The sequence below is a fragment of the Peribacillus frigoritolerans genome (assembly GCF_030676415.1).
In the GTDB taxonomy this organism is placed as follows: Bacteria; Bacillota; Bacilli; order Bacillales; family DSM-1321; genus Peribacillus; species Peribacillus frigoritolerans_A.
The window spans coordinates 21,297-42,256 of sequence record NZ_JAUUTW010000019.1 but is presented as its reverse complement, the minus strand read 5'-3'; the positions used below and the strand labels follow the sequence as shown (position 1 = coordinate 42,256).

At 36.8% G+C, this 20,960-nt stretch carries 22 protein-coding genes; 7 read left to right on the top strand and 15 right to left on the bottom strand.

Going from position 1 to position 20,960, the window contains the following annotated elements:
• The first annotated feature begins 127 nt into the window (after nt 1-127).
• Nucleotides 128-745 (top strand): TetR/AcrR family transcriptional regulator, encoded by a 618-nt coding sequence (locus tag Q8G36_RS17750; RefSeq protein WP_305162607.1) that lies wholly within the window; start codon nt 128-130, stop codon nt 743-745.
• A gap of 777 nt (nt 746-1,522) precedes the next feature.
• Here Q8G36_RS17750 and Q8G36_RS17745 read toward each other — a convergent pair.
• The 3 genes from Q8G36_RS17745 to Q8G36_RS17735 form a co-directional block, all read right to left on the bottom strand.
• On the bottom strand, nt 1,523-1,888 hold the full coding sequence (locus Q8G36_RS17745) for a cupin domain-containing protein (RefSeq protein WP_034304537.1): 366 nt from the start codon (nt 1,886-1,888) through the stop codon (nt 1,523-1,525).
• Nucleotides 1,889-2,108: 220 nt separating this feature from the next.
• Nucleotides 2,109-2,426 carry a hypothetical protein gene (locus tag Q8G36_RS17740; RefSeq protein WP_137020712.1) on the bottom strand — a complete coding sequence of 106 codons (318 nt, stop codon included), beginning with the start codon at nt 2,424-2,426 and terminating at the stop codon, nt 2,109-2,111.
• A 195-nt stretch (nt 2,427-2,621) separates the two neighbouring features.
• Complete coding sequence (locus tag Q8G36_RS17735; protein ID WP_305162605.1) at nt 2,622-3,074, bottom strand: GNAT family N-acetyltransferase; 453 nt, start codon at nt 3,072-3,074, stop codon at nt 2,622-2,624.
• 367 nt (nt 3,075-3,441) lie between these two features.
• Between Q8G36_RS17735 and Q8G36_RS17730 the strand changes: the two genes are divergently transcribed.
• Entirely contained in the window at nt 3,442-3,849 is a 408-nt protein-coding gene (locus Q8G36_RS17730; RefSeq protein ID WP_305162604.1) for a DUF4183 domain-containing protein, read from the top strand.
• A 94-nt stretch (nt 3,850-3,943) separates the two neighbouring features.
• Here Q8G36_RS17730 and Q8G36_RS17725 read toward each other — a convergent pair whose 3' ends face one another.
• The gene (locus Q8G36_RS17725; protein WP_305162603.1) at nt 3,944-4,228 is read right to left on the bottom strand and encodes a DUF4183 domain-containing protein; all 285 of its coding nucleotides are present in this window, start codon (nt 4,226-4,228) and stop codon (nt 3,944-3,946) included.
• A 282-nt stretch (nt 4,229-4,510) separates the two neighbouring features.
• On the opposite strand from Q8G36_RS17725, the gene Q8G36_RS17720 reads away from it, so the two are divergent.
• On the top strand, nt 4,511-4,882 hold the full coding sequence (locus Q8G36_RS17720; protein WP_275731176.1) for a hypothetical protein: 372 nt from the start codon (nt 4,511-4,513) through the stop codon (nt 4,880-4,882).
• A gap of 308 nt (nt 4,883-5,190) precedes the next feature.
• On the opposite strand, the gene Q8G36_RS17715 is transcribed toward Q8G36_RS17720, so the two are convergent.
• The gene (locus Q8G36_RS17715) at nt 5,191-5,730 is read right to left on the bottom strand and encodes a hypothetical protein (protein WP_305162602.1); all 540 of its coding nucleotides are present in this window, start codon (nt 5,728-5,730) and stop codon (nt 5,191-5,193) included.
• 197 nt (nt 5,731-5,927) lie between these two features.
• Nucleotides 5,928-7,289, bottom strand: a complete 1,362-nt coding sequence (locus Q8G36_RS17710; RefSeq protein ID WP_305162601.1) for an erythromycin esterase family protein — start codon at nt 7,287-7,289, stop codon at nt 5,928-5,930.
• 487 nt (nt 7,290-7,776) lie between these two features.
• Between Q8G36_RS17710 and Q8G36_RS17705 the strand changes: the two genes are divergently transcribed.
• Both Q8G36_RS17705 and Q8G36_RS17700 read left to right on the top strand, forming a co-directional pair.
• Nucleotides 7,777-8,355: a sensor domain-containing protein gene (locus Q8G36_RS17705; protein WP_305162609.1), complete on the top strand. Its 579-nt coding sequence runs from the start codon at nt 7,777-7,779 to the stop codon at nt 8,353-8,355.
• Between the two features lie 162 nt (nt 8,356-8,517).
• Nucleotides 8,518-10,269, top strand: a complete 1,752-nt coding sequence (locus Q8G36_RS17700; protein ID WP_370694124.1) for a response regulator — start codon at nt 8,518-8,520, stop codon at nt 10,267-10,269.
• Nucleotides 10,270-11,279: 1,010 nt separating this feature from the next.
• Here Q8G36_RS17700 and Q8G36_RS17695 read toward each other — a convergent pair.
• From Q8G36_RS17695 to Q8G36_RS17685, 3 genes are all read right to left on the bottom strand, one after another.
• On the bottom strand, nt 11,280-12,104 hold the full coding sequence (locus tag Q8G36_RS17695; protein ID WP_305162599.1) for an MBL fold metallo-hydrolase: 825 nt from the start codon (nt 12,102-12,104) through the stop codon (nt 11,280-11,282).
• A 163-nt stretch (nt 12,105-12,267) separates the two neighbouring features.
• Complete coding sequence (locus Q8G36_RS17690; protein ID WP_305162598.1) at nt 12,268-12,678, bottom strand: YjdF family protein; 411 nt, start codon at nt 12,676-12,678, stop codon at nt 12,268-12,270.
• Nucleotides 12,679-13,422: 744 nt separating this feature from the next.
• The gene (locus Q8G36_RS17685) at nt 13,423-14,592 is read right to left on the bottom strand and encodes a serine hydrolase domain-containing protein (protein ID WP_305162597.1); all 1,170 of its coding nucleotides are present in this window, start codon (nt 14,590-14,592) and stop codon (nt 13,423-13,425) included.
• A gap of 594 nt (nt 14,593-15,186) precedes the next feature.
• Here Q8G36_RS17685 and Q8G36_RS17680 point away from each other — a divergent pair.
• A complete protein-coding gene (locus Q8G36_RS17680; protein WP_305162596.1) occupies nt 15,187-16,134 on the top strand; it encodes an IS110 family transposase in 948 nt (315 codons plus the stop codon).
• A gap of 5 nt (nt 16,135-16,139) precedes the next feature.
• Nucleotides 16,140-16,418: a hypothetical protein gene (locus Q8G36_RS17675; protein ID WP_260287446.1), complete on the top strand. Its 279-nt coding sequence runs from the start codon at nt 16,140-16,142 to the stop codon at nt 16,416-16,418.
• Between the two features lie 443 nt (nt 16,419-16,861).
• On the opposite strand, the gene Q8G36_RS17670 is transcribed toward Q8G36_RS17675, so the two are convergent.
• The 6 genes from Q8G36_RS17670 to Q8G36_RS17650 all read right to left on the bottom strand — a co-directional run bounded on the left by Q8G36_RS17670 (nt 16,862) and on the right by Q8G36_RS17650 (nt 19,897).
• The gene (locus tag Q8G36_RS17670) at nt 16,862-17,056 is read right to left on the bottom strand and encodes a hypothetical protein (protein WP_054399314.1); all 195 of its coding nucleotides are present in this window, start codon (nt 17,054-17,056) and stop codon (nt 16,862-16,864) included.
• Nucleotides 17,057-17,124: 68 nt separating this feature from the next.
• On the bottom strand, nt 17,125-17,331 hold the full coding sequence (locus Q8G36_RS17665) for a DUF5316 family protein (RefSeq protein WP_034306256.1): 207 nt from the start codon (nt 17,329-17,331) through the stop codon (nt 17,125-17,127).
• Nucleotides 17,332-17,480: 149 nt separating this feature from the next.
• Nucleotides 17,481-17,654 (bottom strand): hypothetical protein, encoded by a 174-nt coding sequence (locus Q8G36_RS17660; protein ID WP_061461594.1) that lies wholly within the window; start codon nt 17,652-17,654, stop codon nt 17,481-17,483.
• A 157-nt stretch (nt 17,655-17,811) separates the two neighbouring features.
• The gene (locus Q8G36_RS17655) at nt 17,812-18,345 is read right to left on the bottom strand and encodes a hypothetical protein (RefSeq protein ID WP_305162595.1); all 534 of its coding nucleotides are present in this window, start codon (nt 18,343-18,345) and stop codon (nt 17,812-17,814) included.
• A gap of 250 nt (nt 18,346-18,595) precedes the next feature.
• A complete protein-coding gene (locus Q8G36_RS29335) occupies nt 18,596-18,772 on the bottom strand; it encodes a DUF3976 domain-containing protein (protein WP_370694123.1) in 177 nt (58 codons plus the stop codon).
• 216 nt (nt 18,773-18,988) lie between these two features.
• The gene (locus Q8G36_RS17650) at nt 18,989-19,897 is read right to left on the bottom strand and encodes a PhzF family isomerase (protein ID WP_305162594.1); all 909 of its coding nucleotides are present in this window, start codon (nt 19,895-19,897) and stop codon (nt 18,989-18,991) included.
• Nucleotides 19,898-20,960 lie beyond the last annotated feature (1,063 nt).

Here is a 20,960-nt window from a genome sequence, read left to right as displayed (position 1 = left end):
TGTTTTATTTACTACATTCAAATTATAATTTGGGGACCAGTTCTGTTTCAATAATCAAAAATGGCACATGTGTTGGTTACGGTACACCTTTTATAAATGTGTTGGATAAAATTAAGGAGGAATTAACTTGCTAGATAGTAATACGGATTTACGAATCATTCGGACAAAAGAGTCCATCCGAAATGCACTAGTAGAATTAATCGATGAAAAAGGTTTCAAAGCAATTACGGTTAAAGATATTACAACCAGGGCAAAAATTAATAGAGGCACATTTTATGCCCACTATCAAGACAAATTTGATTTAATGACGAAATACGAAGAAGAAATCATGCTTGAAATGTCCAGAATTGCAAAACAGAACTTCCCAGCTGTTATTGCCGCACTTGGAACCGACTCCCCGACTTTAGAACCATTTACCCTCGCAGTTTCAATATTTGAGTATTTTAATGAAAATAGTGGATTTATGAAAGCCGTGTTAGGTCCAAAAGGAGATTTATCATTTCAAACAAGACTGAAAGATTTTATGTGGAAAACACTTTTTGGAAATGATCCAAACGCACTTATTAAGGTGGAAAATTTACTTGTTCCAGGACAATATTTAGCCTCTTACGTTGTATCTGCACATATAGGAGTAATTCAACAATGGTTGGATAGTGGCAGGAAGGAATCCCCTCAAGAAATGGCTCGCATCCTATCGACCATTACAGTTAATGGCCCCTTCTTTGCAGCTGGTTTGAAAAAATAAATCACACAAGGATAAAGGGACAATACCATGAAAAATAGGTACTGTCCCTTTATTATTAATATGCTAATACAACTAAACTGCCTCGATAGTTGAATAAGGGGTACTTTTTTAAACTAATTTGAGTACGATAAGTGTAATCATCGTACATTCAAAAGATAAATAAAATACAAATTTTTGTATGAATGTGTATATATGTTAAAATTAAGGTGATATATATTGGATAAGGGGTGAATGCATTTATGAGTAAAAAAGAAGAGGAAAAAATAAAATAAAAAAACTGCCCTAGATAGAGCAGGTCTAAGAGCTTTTATGGGAAATCCTGAGGACTTCGAACTTTCTTTTACGGTGTCTTTATGGCTTGTATCCCAATCATCATATTAGGAACTGTAGTTTGGTACAATTGGTAACTAACCAACTTCTATTTATTAGTGTTTGTTAACTTTAAACTCCATGTACTTCCACCTTCTTATCCTATTAGTAATTCAATCAAACTCCACCCTTATTCGAGGGTATTTTTTTAATACAAGAAACCTTGATAAATGAATAAATAGAAAGGGCATGTTTTGAAAAAAGATTGATCAAAACATGCCCTTATAATATTTAATTGGATTAATCTTTTATAAAAAAGATTAATCATTTTTTTGTGTTCCTTCATCAACTAACGTACCCGTTAGTTCTATAAGAAAAGCGATTCTTATAAAAGAATCGCTCCCGATTGCGGAAAATTTGTAACTTCCTTTTATATGTTGATCCAAAGAGAGTAACTGAATTATTGGTTTAAATCCATATATTATTTTCAGCAGTTAGTTTAAAATTAGTTTCACCAGTGTTGACTACACCTTTAGGCTCTACCAGCATTATATGGCATTCCTTTTCAGCATAAGGCTTATGCTCCACACCTTTTGGTATCACATACATTTCTCCTTTAGAAAGTTTAACCTCTCCATCGCGGAATGCGATGGACATCTCGCCGTCTATCACGATGAATGCCTCATCGGTGTCTTTATGATCGTGCCATACAAAATCCCCCAGAATCTTAACTAACTTAAACTGATAGTCATTCATTTCACCAATGACTTTGGGCGACCAGTGTTCACTGAATTTGGACAGTTTCTCGCTTAGATTAATAGCATTATAATTGATATAAATCCCCCCAGAACTATTATTACCTTTATTTTACAACTTCGATAGATTAATTACTATTTTGATTAAGATCTCAAAAGTTTCTGCTGATCTTCCCACAAAATGGCCCAATTGTTGAACAAAGATCAAACAGCACTCTTGAACTAAACTGCCCGATAGTTGCATAAAAAAAAAGCTGCCTTAAAGACAGCCCTTATCTTCAGCTAACGCACCCGTTAGTTTAATAACTAAACTTAATTTTTTTCTCTTTTTCGAAATAGAAACCTGTCCCATTTTCTTGTGGAACAAACCCTTGTTGAGCTGAACTATTTTCTACCATATTTTGCTCTTCTGCTGTTATTACTGTGGTAACATCTTTTCCTTCAGCTACCATACCTTCTCTACGATCTTGTTCCTCTCTAGTAACAAGTTTATATGTATCTGTTTGTTTTGAGGAAACTTCTGCAGATGCTTCTGTCTTTTGCAAGTCTTTCGCAAAACCGACTGATACTGCTAAAACTCCTGCAAAACCAAGGGTTAAAACTAATTTCCCTTTCATATAAAAACCTCCTAATAATTCCCAACTATTACAATAACATATTTTACCACAACTAAAACTATGTTACTTTTAAATTTATTTCTTCAACTAAACTGCCCCGATAGTTGCATAAGAATAGGAGCTGTTGATCAGCTCCTGGTAATGAAGTAAAGCATCTGTTAGTTGAAGAAGAATTAAAGTTTTTATGTATTTAAATCAAGAAACACTCATTGTCATTAATATTCGAGACTCGTTTGTCACAAAGCCGTTCTTTCTGAAAAACAACTCCGGTTTACCTTTGCCTCTCTCGGTTGATAAATATGCGGCATCGACTTTTCTCTGTGTAAGGATATTCCCTAAATATTTTAGTAAACTCGAACCAACCCCGTTTTGTTGGATATTATTTAGAACGCAGATTTCATTTATGTAAAAGTTCTTGCTATCAGCCCATTGCTCTTCATTTCCGACTAAAAAGCCAATCATTTGATTATGAGAATTAAAATAACCTATTCCTATATAGCCAGGAGTCTTACTTATATCTAACAATCGTTTGTAAGATGTTTGAAAACTCCAAGGTTCGTTCCATGGATTGGAGCTAAAAACATTGGTGAAAATCTTTGATACTTCTTCTAAATCTTTTTCTGACAATACACGAATTGTATTCTGCATTAATAATTCCTCCTTCCAATCAACCCTATCACAAATTTTCGTTTAACATACTAACTAATGAATTAAACTGCCCGTTAGCACCATAAGAAAAAGAGCTGCCAAAACAACTCCCTTGTTGAAGTAAAGCACCCTTAGTTTAAGTACAATCCTTCACAATTTCATCAACCTCATATTTTATAAGTTTTTCAATCTTTATTGGTTTTGGTCTTCTGTACTTACACGGCTTAGCAGTCGGCGGGGGCAGGAGTATCTGTAGAACCCACACTTGAATCAATAGAAATGAATATATAAGTGTAAGGGAGATACAGAACAAATACAGAGATTTTCGGAACATCATTATCCAAAAAGGAGGGTTTAATAGCAAGTTATGACTAAGAAATTAATCGGTTATCATAACCTGAAACAGCAACAAAAGAAAACAGGACTGTATAATAAAAATAGTTGTTTATCACCAAGTCCACCAAGAGGTTGTCCAAACATTTATCCAGTGAGGGAAAACCCAAATCCAATTAACATTTTAAAGGTAAAAACTTTTCAATATACTGCAATCTCTGACGGTATAAAAAGAATTTATACCAATCAAGATAGAGTATTAAAATACGGAAGCTCTGGGATTCTTAATCCAAACAGCGTATCTTATATAAACTTATTTATAAATGGAATATTACAGCCAAATATAAATTACATCGTAGAACAGGGAAAACTTACATTCTCTAACGATTTACCCCTATCTGGGTCCCCTATTATTCTTCAATTTGTAATAATTTATGGATAAAGAAAAATGGAAAGTTCTTACGTATCCAATGAATAAAATGCCGGACAATTACCCTATTGATTACCGGCATTTTATTCATTAGGAAATCAGAGTATTAGTTGACTACGACTTCAACTACAATTGGAGTTGAAGGATCAAGTACATCGCCACCTGGAATAGTTATAGTAGTAGTAGTAAGGGTTGAGGTATCAGCTGTTTGAACCTGAGCATTTATATATAAAACATAATAAGCAAATGAACCTGGAAATGCGGTTGCAGCTGCACCAGCATCATCTGTAAATGTTGTTGCTGCAATTGCAAATGTCGCTCCAGTACCTGTACCATCTCCTATTGTGGCAGTAAACTTTCTGGAAGCGATAAAAGGTTTAATTATTGCCATTTATATCCACCCCCTTCTTTTTTAATGTTCGGGTTTTTTCTAGAAAGTTTTCTTAAGAGGTTGTCCGTCCCCTTGTTAATTATCTTATTCCATACTTCGAATTAGGGAACGACAAATTCCACTTTTCTTATGGAGCTATCCTGCCCCGATAGTTCCATAACAAAAAGCTGCCTTAAAGACAGCTCCGATCTTCAGATAACGCACCCATTTGTTCAATAACAATGAATATTTATACCTATTAACATTTCTACCGAATGATGTAATCTCGTTATAGAAAGGGTGGTGATTTTCATTAATAGGAAAACAACCAAAAAAATAATAATAGTCTGCGGACTTTTACTATTATTAATAGGATTGTCCTCAAACACATCATTTGGAAAAAAGTCAATAGCAGTAGCTAGCATTATACTTACTGATAATGAAATTAAAAAATTTGAGGAAAGGAATGATGAAATTTTATACTTATCCACTGCAAATAATACCCAGCCCTTATTTTCCTTATTAAAGAAAAAAGGTTGGTCCTTTAAAGAACAGATGGGTTCTGGTTATATTTTTAACAAAGATGATTCACTAATTACTGTTGAAAGTGAGAGTTTCACGAAGGAATATACTGTTTGGCATCTCCCAATAAATATTTCAACAAGGTCTAAATAGTGTTTTATCCATTAAGGGTTAAAACAGCAACAATAAATGAAAAAATTATTGCTAATATTGCATCATGTCTCGTAGTTGTTTTTATCAGTGGCATCCAGCTAATCTTACCCGTTAGGCTAACAAGTCTTGCAATAATAAAAAAGATAACAAAATAACTTACAAACGTTATAAACAAAATATCACCTTGCTTCATTTTTCTTTTATTGTAACATTCATCTTCAACTATCCTGCCCCGTTAGTGCCATAAGAAAAAGGCTGCCTTAGCAACCTTCCTTATTGAAGTAAAGCACTTGTTAGACCTTTAAGATTTAATTTAAATCAATTTTTACCGATTCTAATTCAAGTGGTATATTCGCACTTAGTGAGTTTAAATTAACTCTTATTACATAATTGTCTTTACTAAAATCACTAACTGTACCAATATCAAATGTGCTTCGGAATCTTAATTCTTTCTCATCTAATACTTTGATTGAATGTTTCATCGGTTCTTTATAAATAGCTTTTTCAGACTCTTTAACTAACGTTATATCATTACGTGCAAAATCTTTAAAAAACGAAAAATTCCAATTTCTCATATCACCATCGTTAACTTGGAAATCGACGGTGAAATTACCTTTCTTTAATTTCATTTTTTCCACTGTTACGGATAGATTTTGTCGATCAGACTGTATTTCAATAGGAGTTTGCTGTTCCAATGTAACAAACTGATTTTTTTCATGCAATGCTACTTTTGGGTGAATTTCCAAATAACTTGTTTTTTCTTTTAGAGACTGAGGAATTATCGTTCTTCCTTTTACAGTTATATGATTTTCAGATTTATTAGTCTCTAAATCAATGCCATCTGACAACAAGGGAATTTCCTTTCCTTGGTCGTTGTAAACCTCTAATCTGACTTGATCATATTTTCCTTAATTTGGAAATGTCACTGTGTAATTAATTGCGGTTGATGCTTTCCCTTTAATAATCGAATCAAAGTGAACTTTTACGTCTGCAAACAATCCCTCATCCTGGTAACAAGTTAAGGGATTGTCTTTTTTATTTCATATTACTTGATATGCGAAGGGGTCGTTTTTTGAATATGAACCATAATGTCGAATTGCTCTTGAAGGGAAACATCATCATCATATTGCGGTACGTTAGGAATGATCTGTGCACCGCCATCAAAGAATGGCTGCTTTTCTTTTACCCATTGCTGCGCGGCTCCATTCAATTCGCGAAGATCTAACAGGAACTGATCGTAATGAACTTGTCCAAACATATGATTGGAGCTGTTCTCGTTCTTCTGAATGGTATCCGCTGCAATCTTATTTTCACTGAATGATTTAAATGCTGTAAATTTGCCTTCCGTGGTGGTGGAGCCAATTGCTACATATTGATTACCTACACGTTCTTTCAGAAACTCCCCGGCGACTTTAGGATACATCTTCTCAGTGATAACACCTTTAGCTATGTGAATATTGTGCCCCCAAACCATGGTTTTGCCGCCAAATTTTTCTTGAGCCCAAACAGCGTGCTCGGCTAGATACTGATCATGCAGCTTCACCATGCTCGGATAGTCAGCCGGAATCACCATCTTCGTAAAATTCTCTATCACCTTAGTCGTTCCTTTCACCCAAGCTAGCTCGTGTGAATCAGTCTCATTATTCGACTTCGTTTTGTCTTCAAGTAGTTTGACTACTTTTTGCGCATTAGCCATATGCTTTTCTTTCACTTCAGTAGTCAGCTTCATATATTCCTGTAGATTACCTGCCACCGGTGACAACTCGTTGTAGCTTTGCTCGACTTCCGGCAGCAAATCAGGATGATGCTCCTTTACATAGTTGATCACTTTATCGAAGACACTTTGATCCAGCATTTTTAAGTCGAGTCCGATGAATTGAATTTTCTTTTTATTTACAGGATCAGAGTTGTATTCCCGCATCCATTCTACCATAGCGACGATCTCATCAGTTGGGTACAACAGCTTCAAAAACTCCCTAGGGTCGCCTTTTCCCGTTTGGATATACTCGTTCAGCTTTAAACCGTTGCCCCAATCCTCTTCAATCCCAAAATTGGTAAAGCCTAGCTCAGTGACCAAATACTTCACGAGGCGATGCTTCATCATAAAAATCTCCGAGCTTCCGTGAGTAGCCTCTCCTAAACCAACATAATTTGCATTCCCTATCATGTCTTTTAGCGGTTTTAAATCATCCAATGGTTGTTTCGGATCTAACGTCTTCAGTTGCTTCGCCTGCAATTCAAGTGATTTTGCAATACTATTTTGAGATATTTGAGCTGTCTCAACTGGTTGGGTTGTTCCTATTTGATCCGACGTTTCAGCTGGTCTCGTACTGCAACCTGCAGTTAGAATCGCTGCACTTAGCATTACGGCAACTCCACCGTAAATCATTTTCCTTCTTTTGTTCATGGTATTCACCTCATGGATTTTTTTTAAGTACGACTCTTTCTGCATACAAGCATATTGGGTCGTATTCAGTAATCCAATTGTCACTCACTCACTATCATTTAAGCTAGTTACAAATCTTCACTATTTCATGTGACATGCAATGCTCGCTAACGTATTGATCAGCGCCAACATGTCACAAAGAAAATGATGACATGTTGATGACATGTTGTCACTGGTGGAGATGACAGCTGTGCGGTTAGTATGGAGCAGTAGGCAACCGCACCAACCTATTTTTTAAAGAGGAGCTGATTCACCTATAGAAAACCGTAGTCAAATCATTAACAACTTCAGAACAGTGTTTCCGTCTATGGCGTTTACTTTTTTTGCTGAGGTTGAGCAGGTTGGATATATTCCGAAAATGTCACATAACATTTTTACACTGGTGCGGTTGACGGAAGAAGCCAAACCATACAATACCGCTATTACATGGAGAGGAGCGATGAACCTTATGAAATCAGGTTTCATCCAAAATGGTTATTTTTTATTATTAACTTTCGTTACAGGCTTGTTTTACTTTTGCTTTTATATGGTAGCTCTGTCGTTCAGTTTAAGTCTTTCATTTATAGTAATCGGCATTCCACTATTTACACGAGTATTGCGAACTACGACAACCTTCATCCAATTCGAACGTACGCAGACGAAAATTTATACAGATATTACGACAGCACCTTACGACAAAAAAATAACAACGGATGCATCGATTTGGGTTCATGCCAAATTAGAACTTACGGATCGTCGCAATTGGCTCGCCGTCTTTTGGTTAATGCAGAAGTTGGTGATAGGACTCGTCAGTCTCGTCAGTGTAGCCGTTCTCTATTTAACACCGCTTGCATTCCTGCTGGCACCAATTTTGTATCGATACATCGATATGAATGTCATTTTCATGCAAGTAGATACTTTTGCGAAATCACTCCTTATCATGGTTCTGGGAGCGGTGCTTGCCGCAATAAGCGTCAAGTTGGGTGACCGGTTGGCGAAAACATTCGGAGGTTATACGCGAACCATGATTCAACAGCTAGACCGATAGCTATTTTTTTCCGACCTTTATGCAGGTGACGGAGCGTAAACAGCCAATTATACACTGCACAAAGGTTTGGTTTATAATACTATAGGAAACAAACAGATAGCTGCTTAGGGGTTGAAAGAATTGTTGGAAACGGTCAAAAAATTGTTTTGGTATGATTGGATTATGCTTGGGCTCCGCCTTATTACTAGCGTTTCGCTCATTCTCACGACGATCAGATTTCAGGAAGGTCTAGCGCTGCCTTTATGGATCGTTATTTTTTGGGAGATTGCCGCTTTATCCATTCCCTGGGTTTGCTTGCTGCTCAACTACAAATATTATTTATTCACAGAGATACTGCTCTTTGGCGGGCTATGCGTACATTTAACCTCGTTGTTTCCGGAAGCTTTCCCTTCATTTCTTGTATCAGTCTTTCTGATCGCAGCGAATAGCGCTCGTCTGTCTTATCATTGGACGGCACCGGCAACGGTCTTGGTAATACCCGGAATTTTTTATGTTGTTTCGCCAAATAACAGCTATTGGTTCATGGTAATCTACTACGGACTTGCTTATGTGATGGGATTCGCTTTTCATTTATTGACCGTCAATCATCGGCAAAATGAAACGATCCGCAAGCAAAACGCGGTGCTTGAGCAATATATGTCCCAAATCGAGCGTATTACGCTGGCAGAAGAGCGAAACAGGATGTCGAGAGAGCTTCACGATACTGTCGGTCATGCTTATACTTCCATCATCATGGGAATGGAAGCGTTCCGCTCCGAGCTTCCTACTGAAAAGGGTATACAGAGGCTGGATTCCTTGCTTGAGTTGGGCCGCAAAAGTATAGAGGAAGTGAGGCGCTACTTGCATCAAATGGAGTCTCCACAGCAGTCGCTTTCCTTGGTCCAATCTCTGCAAAAGCTTGGAGATGAATTTCAGGAGCATGCCCGGGTCGAGGTAAGCTTTCGTGCGTTCGGAGAGGAGTCCCGACTGTCCCGACAAGCGAAAATGGCGTTCATTCGCTGCTTGCAGGAGTCGCTTACGAATGCGGTTCGTCACGGTCAGGCGACGGATATCACCGTTTCTTTGAAATTTGGGCACCAAGATACAAGATTGGAGGTGCATGACAACGGAAGAGGGATGGAAGAATGGCAGGAGGGCTTCGGCATGAACGCGATGAAGGAGCGGGCCATGAATTTGCAAGGTCAAGTGTTCGTCTATACGAAACCAGGGGCCGGTACGCTTGTCACCTGTACGTTGCCGCGACAAGCGGAAATGGAGAACGACCTTATTCAGCTGTTGATCGTCGACGATCAACCTTTTATTCGGGAAAGTCTGCAGGGGCTGCTCGACAAGTACCAAGACTTGAACGTAGTCGGCTCGGCAGAGGATGGCGAACAAGCCGTCGACCTGTGCGGACGCCTCCAGCCTCACGTAGTGCTAATGGATTTGGATATGCCACGCATGAATGGATCCGAGGCAACCAAAATGATCAAGCAGCAATGGCCGCATATTCGCGTTTTGATTTTCACGACGTTTCAGGATGCGGAGCAAGCGTTGGACTTACTGCGCAGTGGTGCGGACGGCTTCCTGCTAAAATCAGCCGAACCGTTAGAGCTGGCCGATACCATCCGGCTTATTCACAGAGGAGGCACATTAATCGATCGAGGGATGTCCCATAAAATATTCAAGAAGCTCGATAAGAGCGTCGAATCTACGCAATTGAAAGCCACCAACGACTATGATCTGACTAACAGGGAAATAGAAATATTGCAGCTTGTTGCCAAAGGGCTCCGGTACAAGACGATAGCGTCCAAGCTGTATTTGTCGGACGGCACGGTCAGAAACTACGCCTCCTCGGCCTATATTAAGCTAGGAGTACACAACAAGGAAGAAGCCGTCCAGAAAGCATTGGAGATCGGAATCATCGTTAGCTAGAATTCGAAGGACAAAACTGAAAGAACAGGCAACTGATTCTGAGAGAGCCAAACAAACGCGGCAAACCACTTAGGCCGTGCGCATCATAAAATCCAATTCATAGAATAAGGGTTCTGCGAAGTAAGGGGCTGTCCCAAAAGGTCACGTTAAATAGACCTTTTGGGACAGCCCCTTCATCATGAATGGAGTGTAATAAAAATATGGGATCAATAGAACTTTGTGAAGGCGACTTTATTGAATTTCTTGTAGATGGAGAATGGAGTCCTATTCAGTATTCTAAAAATCGCTCGATTACCTTCTTACGCCCGAATCAAAGCCAGAAACCTTAGCGCCGAAGCGGTTTACCCGCCCCCTTCAAGTACGAACCAGCAAAAGGGGGTGTCCCAGCAGCCAAATAAAATAGTGTGCGTTTTCAAATAAGATACACCTCCTGTTAATATTATAATGAAAATTCTTATGCAACTAACCTGCCCCTTTAGTTCCATAATAAAAGAGCTGCCTTAAAGACAGCTCCGATCTTCAGCTAACGCACCCGTTAGCCATCCATGAAGCGCAAAAATCAGCGCTTCACCACAGAGAATGAAAATTGGTCTCTATGTCGATAATGTTTTAATGGCTGGCGAAGAAGGTCGTTGAACTATGGTGCCTTTGAGCCCATCCGTTAGTCTGACTCCGACGTCCACGGTGTACCACCGACTGTCGCGCCCTTTATGGGTAGCACTCATGGGAGATTAATCCTTTTTTGGTCGTCGCGCTAGCCTCTACTTAATTTGCTATAATTGGAGGTTTTTGTTTAACGATTGACCAAACTCAATCAGATCACTCATAAGGCTCAGCCTTTTTTTAAAAAGCATTTTTACTGGGTCTATTTTGTTGTGATTTTTTCTGGATTTTGAGTTTTTTTAATTTTCATGGGAGTTCATTAAGAAAAGCGCCCGATTGCTGAACAAAAAAATCCTGCACATCAACACAGGACCTTTGATAAAACTTTTTTTATAAACGATCAGGCTTTATGTAGTAAACAATGTTCCATTCAGTGCTTTAACGTACCTAGTTGCAGATTTTTGAACTTGGTTATGGGCTTCTTCTTTAATTACTCGGTGAAAAGCGTCATATAACCGACCAAACTTAAATTCATTAACCCGATTTGCGATTCTTTCTACTGTTACACTGGGCATTGGGATGAAGTTTGGATAACTATACATAAAACTTACCCATTGGCGATCAGCAACGATCCGAATGATATCCCCAGTCAGTAATATTCCGTTCTGGCTGAATCCGTTTTTCCATTCTAAAACGGTGCCGCCTTTAAAATGTCCACCAATTCTCTGAAGTATGACACCATGCTGTAATTCAAGCGATTCTCCAGACCAGAAAATGATTTTTTCGCTTGGCCTCGTTACCCAGTCTCTTTCATCTTCATGAATATAAATCGGAGCGTCAAAAGCTTCGGCCCATTCCACTTGACTAGAGAAATAGTGAGGGTGAGATAACGCTATAGCATCGATTCCACCTAAATCTTCAATTTGCGTAATCGTATCTTGATCAATATATGTAATACAGTCCCATAATAAATTAAAATTCTTATCTTTTATTAGATAAGCAGTTTGTCCGATTCCAAAATTCGGAATAGTATTTATGCTATATAACCCCTCTTCGTCAAGATTAATAGAATTTTTAAATATTCCATCTTTATTCATCATTTCTAATGTTGTCCATGTTTGCCCTTTAAGACTAACATATTGTCTTTCTTCCCCGCAAATCAAACATTGATTAGGTACTTCTTTAGAGCCTTCATATTGGACTCCACATGTCTCACAAATATAATTAACCATAACCTTTTTCCCCCATATCTACAAAACATTAACACTAATTATTATATATAAATAAGGTAAAATTTTTAAATTTAATGCTCAATTCCACTTCCTTTATGTTTGGTTATATATAAAAAAATACAAATTCTTTAGTGGTCATTTATTCAACAATTGGGGTGCAGTTTTACCTTCCACGGTGCTTTTTTTTACGCTTTTCTACCTTTAATTGTCTTTTCTTTTCCTTTTCCTCTTCTATTTGTTCACGAGAAAGTACTTTTCGCTTTACTTTTCGATTTTCAAGCTCAAATTTCAATGCTTCTTGAGCTTTGGTAGAGGCGCCTTTTTGTTTCATTTCTTTTCCAACAGCACGTGCTAACCGTTTAGGGTTTAAATGCTGTTCTTTCTTTTGATTAACCTTTACACCTGTTGTAACTCGTTCCAGTAACCTCATCATTATGTGGTTTACAAAGTATAGTACCTCTTCATCTTTTGGTTCTTTTCCAAAGATATGTTTACAAACTCTCAAAAACCCATCTTGATTATCTTCAACAATTCCTACCCAGAACTGGCCATCAAAGTAAAGTGTTAATTTCATCAGAAAACCCCCTCTAATTAAATAACAGAGTGATGGACATCCCGAGGGGGGAAGGCTACTAATATTAGTATGATGCAACTAATACGTCTGGACTACCAACCAAACTGTGATTTTTCACTCTATTAACCATTATATGAAAATATATGTTTTTGTAAAGTATTGGTAATTTGTTCGTTTTAGGAGGCCATTAGAATCTTTGATTCATAAAATTATTTTTATTTCATTAATTTAAAATTTGTTTGTTACTTGTAGCTTTGAAACAAAGTTTGATCAAATTAATCCAAGAAACCTTGATAAATGAATAAATAGAAAGAGCATGTTTTGAAAAAAGATTAATCAAAACATGCCCTTATACTATTTAATTGGATTATTTTTTTATAAAAAAGTTTGATCATTTTTGTGTTCCTTATGCAACTAACGCACCCGTTAGTTTAAGTACAATCTTTCACAAATTGATATCTATCCTTGGAATTTAATACAACAAAAAGGTTCTAGAACCTTTTTGTTGTATTTACCTTTTAAATCCACCTTCTGAATGAATAATCTAACTTGTAATCCAATCTGCTTCATCGCTCATTAGAAATTTAATAGTTCTTGCAACTTTTAATGCATTAACCGTTATTTGAGAAGGAGTTAACTTTTTCTTGCTTAATAGCTAACTGTTTTTAAAAGTTAGTTGGGTCTTTTGAACCATAAAGATATATTTTTAACTATAAAAACTATGACAAAATTTTTCCTTTTTGCCTACTTGCTAAATTCAGCAACTAAAATATTTTTAAAAGGATCAGGACTGTTATCTCTACCCAAACTGTTCAAACTGATGACCAACGTATGCTTGCCTCCAAGTGTACCTCCAGCAAGAGTAGAAAACCCTAGAATGCCACCTGTGTGTCCCCATATCGAGGCACCGTTTGGAAGCTTAGTTTCAAAGATTCCAAGACCATATCCATCAATTCCTGCTATTCCTGTAGGAACTGTAGTAAGCATTTGTTTTAGTTGCTGTTCCTTCAGTAATTTGCCACGGAGCAAGGAAGAGAAGAATTTATTTAAATCGTCAGCAGTAGAAATCATATCTCCAGCCGAGCTACCTACACTTGGGTTATAATAAGTAACGTCTTTTATCTCACTTGCTTCGTCTGGTTGGGAATATCCCCGAGCATGCTTGGTGCCTGGAATAACGCTTGAATTGCCAGGTAGGAATGTATCCGACAATTCAAGCGGTTCAATAATCCGATTTTCAATCTCTTCCGCGTAGCTGTTTCCGGTTACTTTTTCAATAAGAATACTCAGTAATACGTATCCTGTGTTTGAATAAGACCAGCCCTTTCCTGGGACAAAGTCTGGGGGTAGAGAAATCCCCATCTTCACTAGTTCTTCAGCCGTATAAGATTTTTTTGTATCCATAAGATCAACGTCTTTTGACCTTGTGTAATCAGCGATACCACTTGAATGGTTCAATATCTGCCGGATGGTAATCTGTTTACCATTGTATCCGTTTCCTTGAATGACACCAGGCAACCATTTTTCGATGGAGTCGTCTAGATTCAATCGGTTCTCTCCAGCTAATTGAAGTACAACCGTTGCGGTGAACGTCTTCGTCACGCTGCCAATGCGAAAGCGAAAATCTGTTTTCATTGGTTTCTTGGTGCTCAGATTCGCTACCCCAGCGGCATACCCCCACGTTTTTCCATCCTCGGAAGTTTTAGCAAGTATTCCCGGAAATCCAAGTTGCAATGTATCCCGCATTGCTTGCTTGACGGAGTTATGATCTCGTTGAGTGCTTGTTTGTAACGAACTAGATACATTTTGAGTGGGCTCTACTTTTGCAATTGAGGTTGGCGATGTGTATAGCAGGGAACTTCCAGTTATTAATAGGGCCAGACTTGCAAATGTAATTTGACTACGTATTTTCATAAGGCATTCCTCTCCTTCTATTAATATTGTATAGGTGGTTGCTTGTTGTTTCATATGAATCACACAACTATACTTTGCATAAAATGACTATCCTCGTCTTCGTCTTGATACTCATCATTCTCATATTGATTTTCAATGTGCTTTTTTATAAGGAATTGTTCCATTTCTTCTACATATGATTAACAGTTATCTAATTTTACCATAAAAACCCAATAATTAGATTTAAATATCATTTTTCTATTCTCATGGTTTAGTATTTATTGCACAGTTCGAATACAATATGCTTGATGAACTATCCTGCCCCTTTAGTTCCATAAGAAACTCCTATGGCGGCGCTCCTCGCCGCCACCATCTACTACGAAAATCTAATCTCAAAATAGAGTCTAACCCATTAACCCCTTGACGATAATGGAAAATAACAATACAACCAGGCTGAACTTTTTTTGGTGGATCTTAAGGAAGATACCCTGTATAAGAAACTGGTTGTGACAGTATGGAAGAACCATTTATTGTACTGCTAGTACGTATACAAAAATTTTTGTAACAAATCTCCTGTCATATGTATTGTTAATCTTTTTTGAGGTGATTTCTCCTATGGAAGCAATGATTGAACGGTGTGCTGGCCTAGATGTACACCAAGAAACAGTAGTAGCCTGTGTATTATTTGGTCCATTAGATAAAAAGCCAAAGACCTCTATTGAAACTTTTTCAACTACAACAACGGGACTCTTGGCTTTAAGTGATTGGCTCGCTACCCTTCAGGTATCCGATGTTGTGATGGAAAGTACCGGAGTCTACTGGAAACCAATATGGAATATACTCGAAGGTTCTTTTCACCTTGTTCTTGCCAATGCCAGACATGTCAAAAATGTTCCAGGGCGTAAAACTGATGTGAAAGATGCCGAATGGCTTGCCAAGCTTCTAAGATGCGGACTTATTGAAAACAATTTTGTCCCACCAGAGGATATTCGTGATTTACGAGATCTTACTCGTTATCGAAAAAAATTGATTCATCATCGCACATCAGAGCAGAATCGCATTCACAAAATCCTTCAAGATGCTAATATCAAGCTAACATCCGTTCTATCAGACATTTTTGGTGTATCGGGACGCCGTATCCTTGAAGCGATTCTAAACGGTGAAAAAATAGAGACCGATGGTCTTCGAAAAATGGTGGATTGGCGAACAAAAGCAAGTATTACTGACATTGCCAGTGCAATTAATGGTCGTATTCGCCGTCATCATCGTGATATGTTGCGTTACCATTGGGATCATATGGGTTATTTAGAACAAACCATAGAAGAATTGGAAAAACAAATCGATCAACTCCTGTCCCCCTATCGTAAGGAAGTAGAATTATTGGATGGTATACCTGGTGTGAACAAAGCTGCCGCAGCCACTTTTATTGCGGAGATGGGCGTGGATATGTCCGTATTTAAGTCAGCTAAACATCTTGCCTCTTGGGCTGGTGTGAGTCCTGGAAATTACGAAAGTGCTGGTAAAAAAAAACGAGTAAAACCACACAAGGAAATAAAGCTTTAAAAACGATGGCCGTAGAGTGTGTATTAGCAACATCAAGGCAAAATAATCGAATTGCTTCACATCGAAAAAGGATTACTAAACGACAGGGGAAAATGAAGGGACGAATCGCTTCTGCCCATTTACTATTAACGATTACTTACAACATCTTAAAAACAGGGGAACCTTATCATGAACTAGGCTCAAATTACCTTGAAGAAAAACAAAATAACAAAGAATTAAAAATGATCGAATACCTAAAAAAGAAAGGCTATACAATCGCTCCATCTGAACAACAAACTGCATAACCAGTTAAATAACGACATAGTACATTTACCCCCATCAAAAAAATGAGAATATGGAGGGTTTATTTTAGCATGGCTTTTTTACTATTGTGTTTTCATACAAAAAAGCTGCCTTAAAGACAGCTCCGATCTTGCTGATATTTCAACATGGTCTAAATAGTGTTTTATTCATTAAGTAAAACAGACAATTAATGAAAAGATTATGGCTAATATTGCATCTTGTCTCGTAGTTGTTCTTATCAGTGGCATCCAGCTTATCTTACCCATTTGGCTAACAAGCCTTGCTATAATAAAAAAGATAACAAAAAAACTTAAAAACGTTCCAACCATAATATCACCTTGCTTCATTTTTCTTTTATTGTAATATTCATATTCAACTATACTGCCCCGTTAGTGTCATAAGAAAAAGGCTGCCTCAGAAACCTCTCTTATTATAGTGAAAAACTCTAATCCTTTTTACTTTCTATATTATGTAATTGAGCGACTATAAACAAAAGTAATACAACAATCATACCAACCATAGCCGCAATACCAGCGTGATATCCGGAAAAAATTTCATTTCCTTCAAAAAGGCTAACTATGCCAATGCCACCTATCCCTCCAATGAGTAACAAGAACAACATCACTGTAAATTTCCACACATCAAATTCCCCAAAAAATACACAATTACAATTTTAAGCTAACACGTTTAGTTGAAGAAAAATATTGCTTATAGAAAATATATTAATCCAGTAATACCCAAAGAGATTACACCTATGAGGCCTGAGAAGAATGCTATTTTCGTTCTAAAATTCCTATGCCCTTCTGATTCAGAATGAAAATTAGCTCTTTGCTGTTGCCCACCCGTCCATGCTCCAATAAAAATACCAGAAATAATAATGCCAACTACTCCGATTATAAGAAAAAACTTAAACATGAATAAATCCCCTTTTTTTCATTTTTATTACATAATATACCATGAATTTCATTGCATTTCTTGGTGAACTAACCTGCCCCGTTAGTGCCATAAGAAAAAGCTGCCTTAAAGACAGCTTCGATCTTCAGCACCTGTTAGTTGAATAGTATTTAGTAGGATTTATTATTAAAACAGTCTTCACAAATGAATTTACCTTCGTTTCTAAAATATGCTTTTATTTCAGTAAAACCTTTTCGCTTTGGATAACGCATTTTCACAAAAACAACGTCATCTCCCTTAATCTCTTTATCACAAATAGTACATTTGGGTTTATCCCATAACACGACTAAATCACCTCTATGTAATGTTAATTCCTCTTCATATCTTTACGAATAACTTTTATAAAAGTTTCTACTACTCTCCTGCCCCTTTTGCTCCATAAGAATATCTTCAAGTTCCCTACCATATTCGTTTCAACTTTTTCAAGATGGATAGAAAATTTTACCTTTCTTTTTTTGGAAACAAGGTATAACTAAAACTGATGATAAAATCAATAACCAAGATCAATGTCCATAATTTTAAAGTATTAAGCAATGCTTGAGTTTGAGAAGGATTATTAATCGAAAAGATCATCACTGCTAAAAGAGCTCCTCCTATTAACCAAGAAACAAAATGCCGGAACCATCCAATACGCTCCTGTCTAGCATGTTCCCTTCCGAATTTTTTCTTTTTTATAGGTTTTTCACCATTTCCATATTTATAAGCGAAATGCGCATCCGCCCATTTGATCATCTGATGCCCAAACGCTACACTTACCCCTATATAAATGGCAGAAAGTCCATGTACGGTGGTTGCAATAGCCCCATTTTTTAAATCTAAAACAGTAGCAATGAGTAAAATGATATCGACGATTGGCGTACAAATAAGCAACAATGTACCAAGCTTCTTTTTCTTTAAAATATATCTAACTAATAATCCTGCTAAAACAAACACCCAAAATCCAATCTCACAGAAAATAATTAACCAACCAACCAATCAATTCAACACCCCTTTATTTAATACAACTGTATTATTATAACAATTATTTCCAAAATAAGTGTGAATTCTTAGTGAACTAAACTGCCTCGATAGTGCATAAGAAAAAGCTGCCTTAAAGACAGCTCTGATCTAAAGCTAACGCACCCGTTTGTTTAAGTGTATTAAATCACAAACTTAGCTGGTTTTGTTTAATAAGAAGGCTATGTTAATGAATATTATTGATATTTACGCCTTTAGTGGAAGAAGGTCAATTATTTGAAAGGACAACAAATGTAGTTACTAAAATAAAAACTACAACCATAGATACAATTAGTTTAAAAACTCCCTTTTTTGTCAGTGAATTGTTCTTGTTAGTGTCTTTTCTTATTAACAAGTAGATCGCTAGAAATCCAAATAAAAAAATAAATGAAAAAAACCATTGCATTTATATGTACCTCCTTCAATGTTTTAATAAAACTCAGATAAAATAACCCAAGATATAAAGACTGTTATAATAGACTGTTCAACTTTAACATAAAAACTAGTAATTGGATTAACCTTCCACTGTTCTTAATGAACTATCCTGCCCCGTTAGTGCCATAAGAAAAAGGCTGCCTTAAGACAAGACAGCTTCGATCTTAAGCTAACGCACGTTGAATGGCTATTCAAGTAATAACTCGGACTTAAATACGATTACAGCATTTCCTGCAATTCTTACTTCCTCTGGCTCCTGATTACAAATTTTCACTTGAACATCAATAATACCCGCCCGTTTTATAGCTTCGCCCTGCACTGCTTTAAAACTAAATAAAGTATTATCATGTTTGACAAGTCTGTGATGTATCAAGTATGCGCCTAAAGGACCGTTCGCATTACCTGTAACAGGGTCTTCGTTAATACCAATTGCAGGAGCAAACATTCTTCCATGAATTAAAATATCAGAGTCGGGAGCATTCATCGTAAAAACATAGAAACCATTGCAATTAATTAATACACTGACTTTTGTGAGTAAATCCATATTAGGGTTTAATCGGTGAAGAAGTTCCGAATTTTTAATTCCAATCATCACCTTAGAATGCCCGGTAGAAACAATTTGTACTGGACAATCTTCTAATAAATCATTTTCACTAATATTGAAAGCTGTAAATATGTTCTCTAAAGCTACACCTTCAATCACAGTTTCAAAACTTATACTACCCTGCGTCATAATAATTTTGTAATCATTATCTTCATTAATCACATCGACTGGTAAAATGCCGGCACCAGTTTTATGATAAACTTTAACTGTATTTAAACTATTTTCAACTGCACGAGCATAGTGGGCAGCGATCGTCGCATGTCCACAGATAGGAACCTCATGAGTAGGCGTAAAAAAACGAATATATACATCAAATTTGCTATTGTCTGATTTAAAGATAAATGCCGTTTCCGAATTGTTAAGCTCTCTAGCAATCCTCTGCATCTCACCCGAAGATAAACCATCTGCATTTGTTATTACACCAGCCGGATTACCTGATAATTTTTCTTTCGTAAATGAATCAATTTGATATAATCGGTACTTTCTTGCCATGTCATTTTCCACCTTTAATATATTGAATTTCTGGTCCTTTATACTATATTTTATTAAAGTTCCCCCGTTGCTTCTATAAGGAGCTTGGTGGGTTCACATAAAAATGTAGCAACAATTACATCGGAATGTACCCTTTTGTTAGATAAACAAATATCAAAATAGGAATAAAACTAAAGACCATAATTAAATTGCTTAAAGCTATGAATCTGTTGTTTGATAAATAACCTAAAAACAATCCAATTGGGTTAAGAACTAATGTTAACATCCCATAAGATTCTTGGATGTTAAAGACCAAATAAGGAATCCAAGAAAAAATCCCACAGAGCAAAAGGATAACAGATAGTCCAAAGTATATCTTTGTTTTTGAGGTGACTCGACTCAATCATTCCAACACCTTTCATATTGATAAACAACCAAATTTTAACACAGATTCCAAATTAAGTTATTACACTAAACTGCCCCTATAGTTCCATAAGGCGAAGCATTTGTAGAATCAGCTAAAGCGATAATTGAAGCATACACAAACCCGGAAGCAGCAGGGAACAAAATCATTACAGCAACAGTGGTACAATATCAAGAGAATTCTGGTGGAGAAAGATGTTCCGCAAAAGATTGCACACTTGTAGTTAAGGCTGTAATTGCTGGCTACTGTTATTTTATCCATGAAACGAATCCAAATTTAGCTTATTTTTTAATGGGAATGGCCATAACCGATGCTATACCAGCTGCTTGTAGGATTGCGTGTAAGGAGAAAGAACCGGAATAAATTTTTAAAAATCTCCGGAGGGCTTTATTCTCCGGGGTTTTGTGTTGCTATGGGCCATTTCAAGAAAATTTATTTATCTATTAAGGGGTATCGCCACACATCGATCAACTTAAGAAATTGCTTTACCCCCAAGTGTAAAAAAACGCTATCCTTTCCTATGATTCTAGAGAAAGAATAACGTTTTTTTCATGTTACTTTGTTTTATTAGCTTAATACCATTTACCACCTTAATTCTTTTTAAAAGTAAGTTGTTTTCTGAACCAGAAAGGTATATTAACTATAACAAAATTTGCCTGA

Excerpts from the sequence above, each read along its gene's own strand:
- Q8G36_RS17695 (WP_305162599.1), bottom strand. The coding sequence starts at position 12,104 with ATGGTTAATTATATTTGTGAGACATGTGGAGTCCAATATGAAGGCTCT.
- Q8G36_RS17710 (WP_305162601.1), bottom strand. The coding sequence starts at position 7,289 with ATGAACAAAAGAAGGAAAATGATTTACGGTGGAGTTGCCGTAATGCTA.
- Q8G36_RS17680 (WP_305162596.1), top strand. The coding sequence starts at position 15,187 with ATGGAAGCAATGATTGAACGGTGTGCTGGCCTAGATGTACACCAAGAA.
- Q8G36_RS17685 (WP_305162597.1), bottom strand. The coding sequence starts at position 14,592 with ATGAAAATACGTAGTCAAATTACATTTGCAAGTCTGGCCCTATTAATA.
- Q8G36_RS17665 (WP_034306256.1), bottom strand. The coding sequence starts at position 17,331 with ATGTTTAAGTTTTTTCTTATAATCGGAGTAGTTGGCATTATTATTTCT.
- Q8G36_RS17740 (WP_137020712.1), bottom strand. The coding sequence starts at position 2,426 with ATGAAAGGGAAATTAGTTTTAACCCTTGGTTTTGCAGGAGTTTTAGCA.
- Q8G36_RS17675 (WP_260287446.1), top strand. The coding sequence starts at position 16,140 with ATGGCCGTAGAGTGTGTATTAGCAACATCAAGGCAAAATAATCGAATT.
- Q8G36_RS17705 (WP_305162609.1), top strand. The coding sequence starts at position 7,777 with ATGAAATCAGGTTTCATCCAAAATGGTTATTTTTTATTATTAACTTTC.
- Q8G36_RS17725 (WP_305162603.1), bottom strand. The coding sequence starts at position 4,228 with ATGGCAATAATTAAACCTTTTATCGCTTCCAGAAAGTTTACTGCCACA.
- Q8G36_RS17730 (WP_305162604.1), top strand. The coding sequence starts at position 3,442 with ATGACTAAGAAATTAATCGGTTATCATAACCTGAAACAGCAACAAAAG.
- Q8G36_RS17650 (WP_305162594.1), bottom strand. The coding sequence starts at position 19,897 with ATGGCAAGAAAGTACCGATTATATCAAATTGATTCATTTACGAAAGAA.
- Q8G36_RS17700 (WP_370694124.1), top strand. The coding sequence starts at position 8,518 with ATGCTTGGGCTCCGCCTTATTACTAGCGTTTCGCTCATTCTCACGACG.
- Q8G36_RS29335 (WP_370694123.1), bottom strand. The coding sequence starts at position 18,772 with ATGCAATGGTTTTTTTCATTTATTTTTTTATTTGGATTTCTAGCGATC.
- Q8G36_RS17690 (WP_305162598.1), bottom strand. The coding sequence starts at position 12,678 with ATGAAATTAACACTTTACTTTGATGGCCAGTTCTGGGTAGGAATTGTT.
- Q8G36_RS17735 (WP_305162605.1), bottom strand. The coding sequence starts at position 3,074 with ATGCAGAATACAATTCGTGTATTGTCAGAAAAAGATTTAGAAGAAGTA.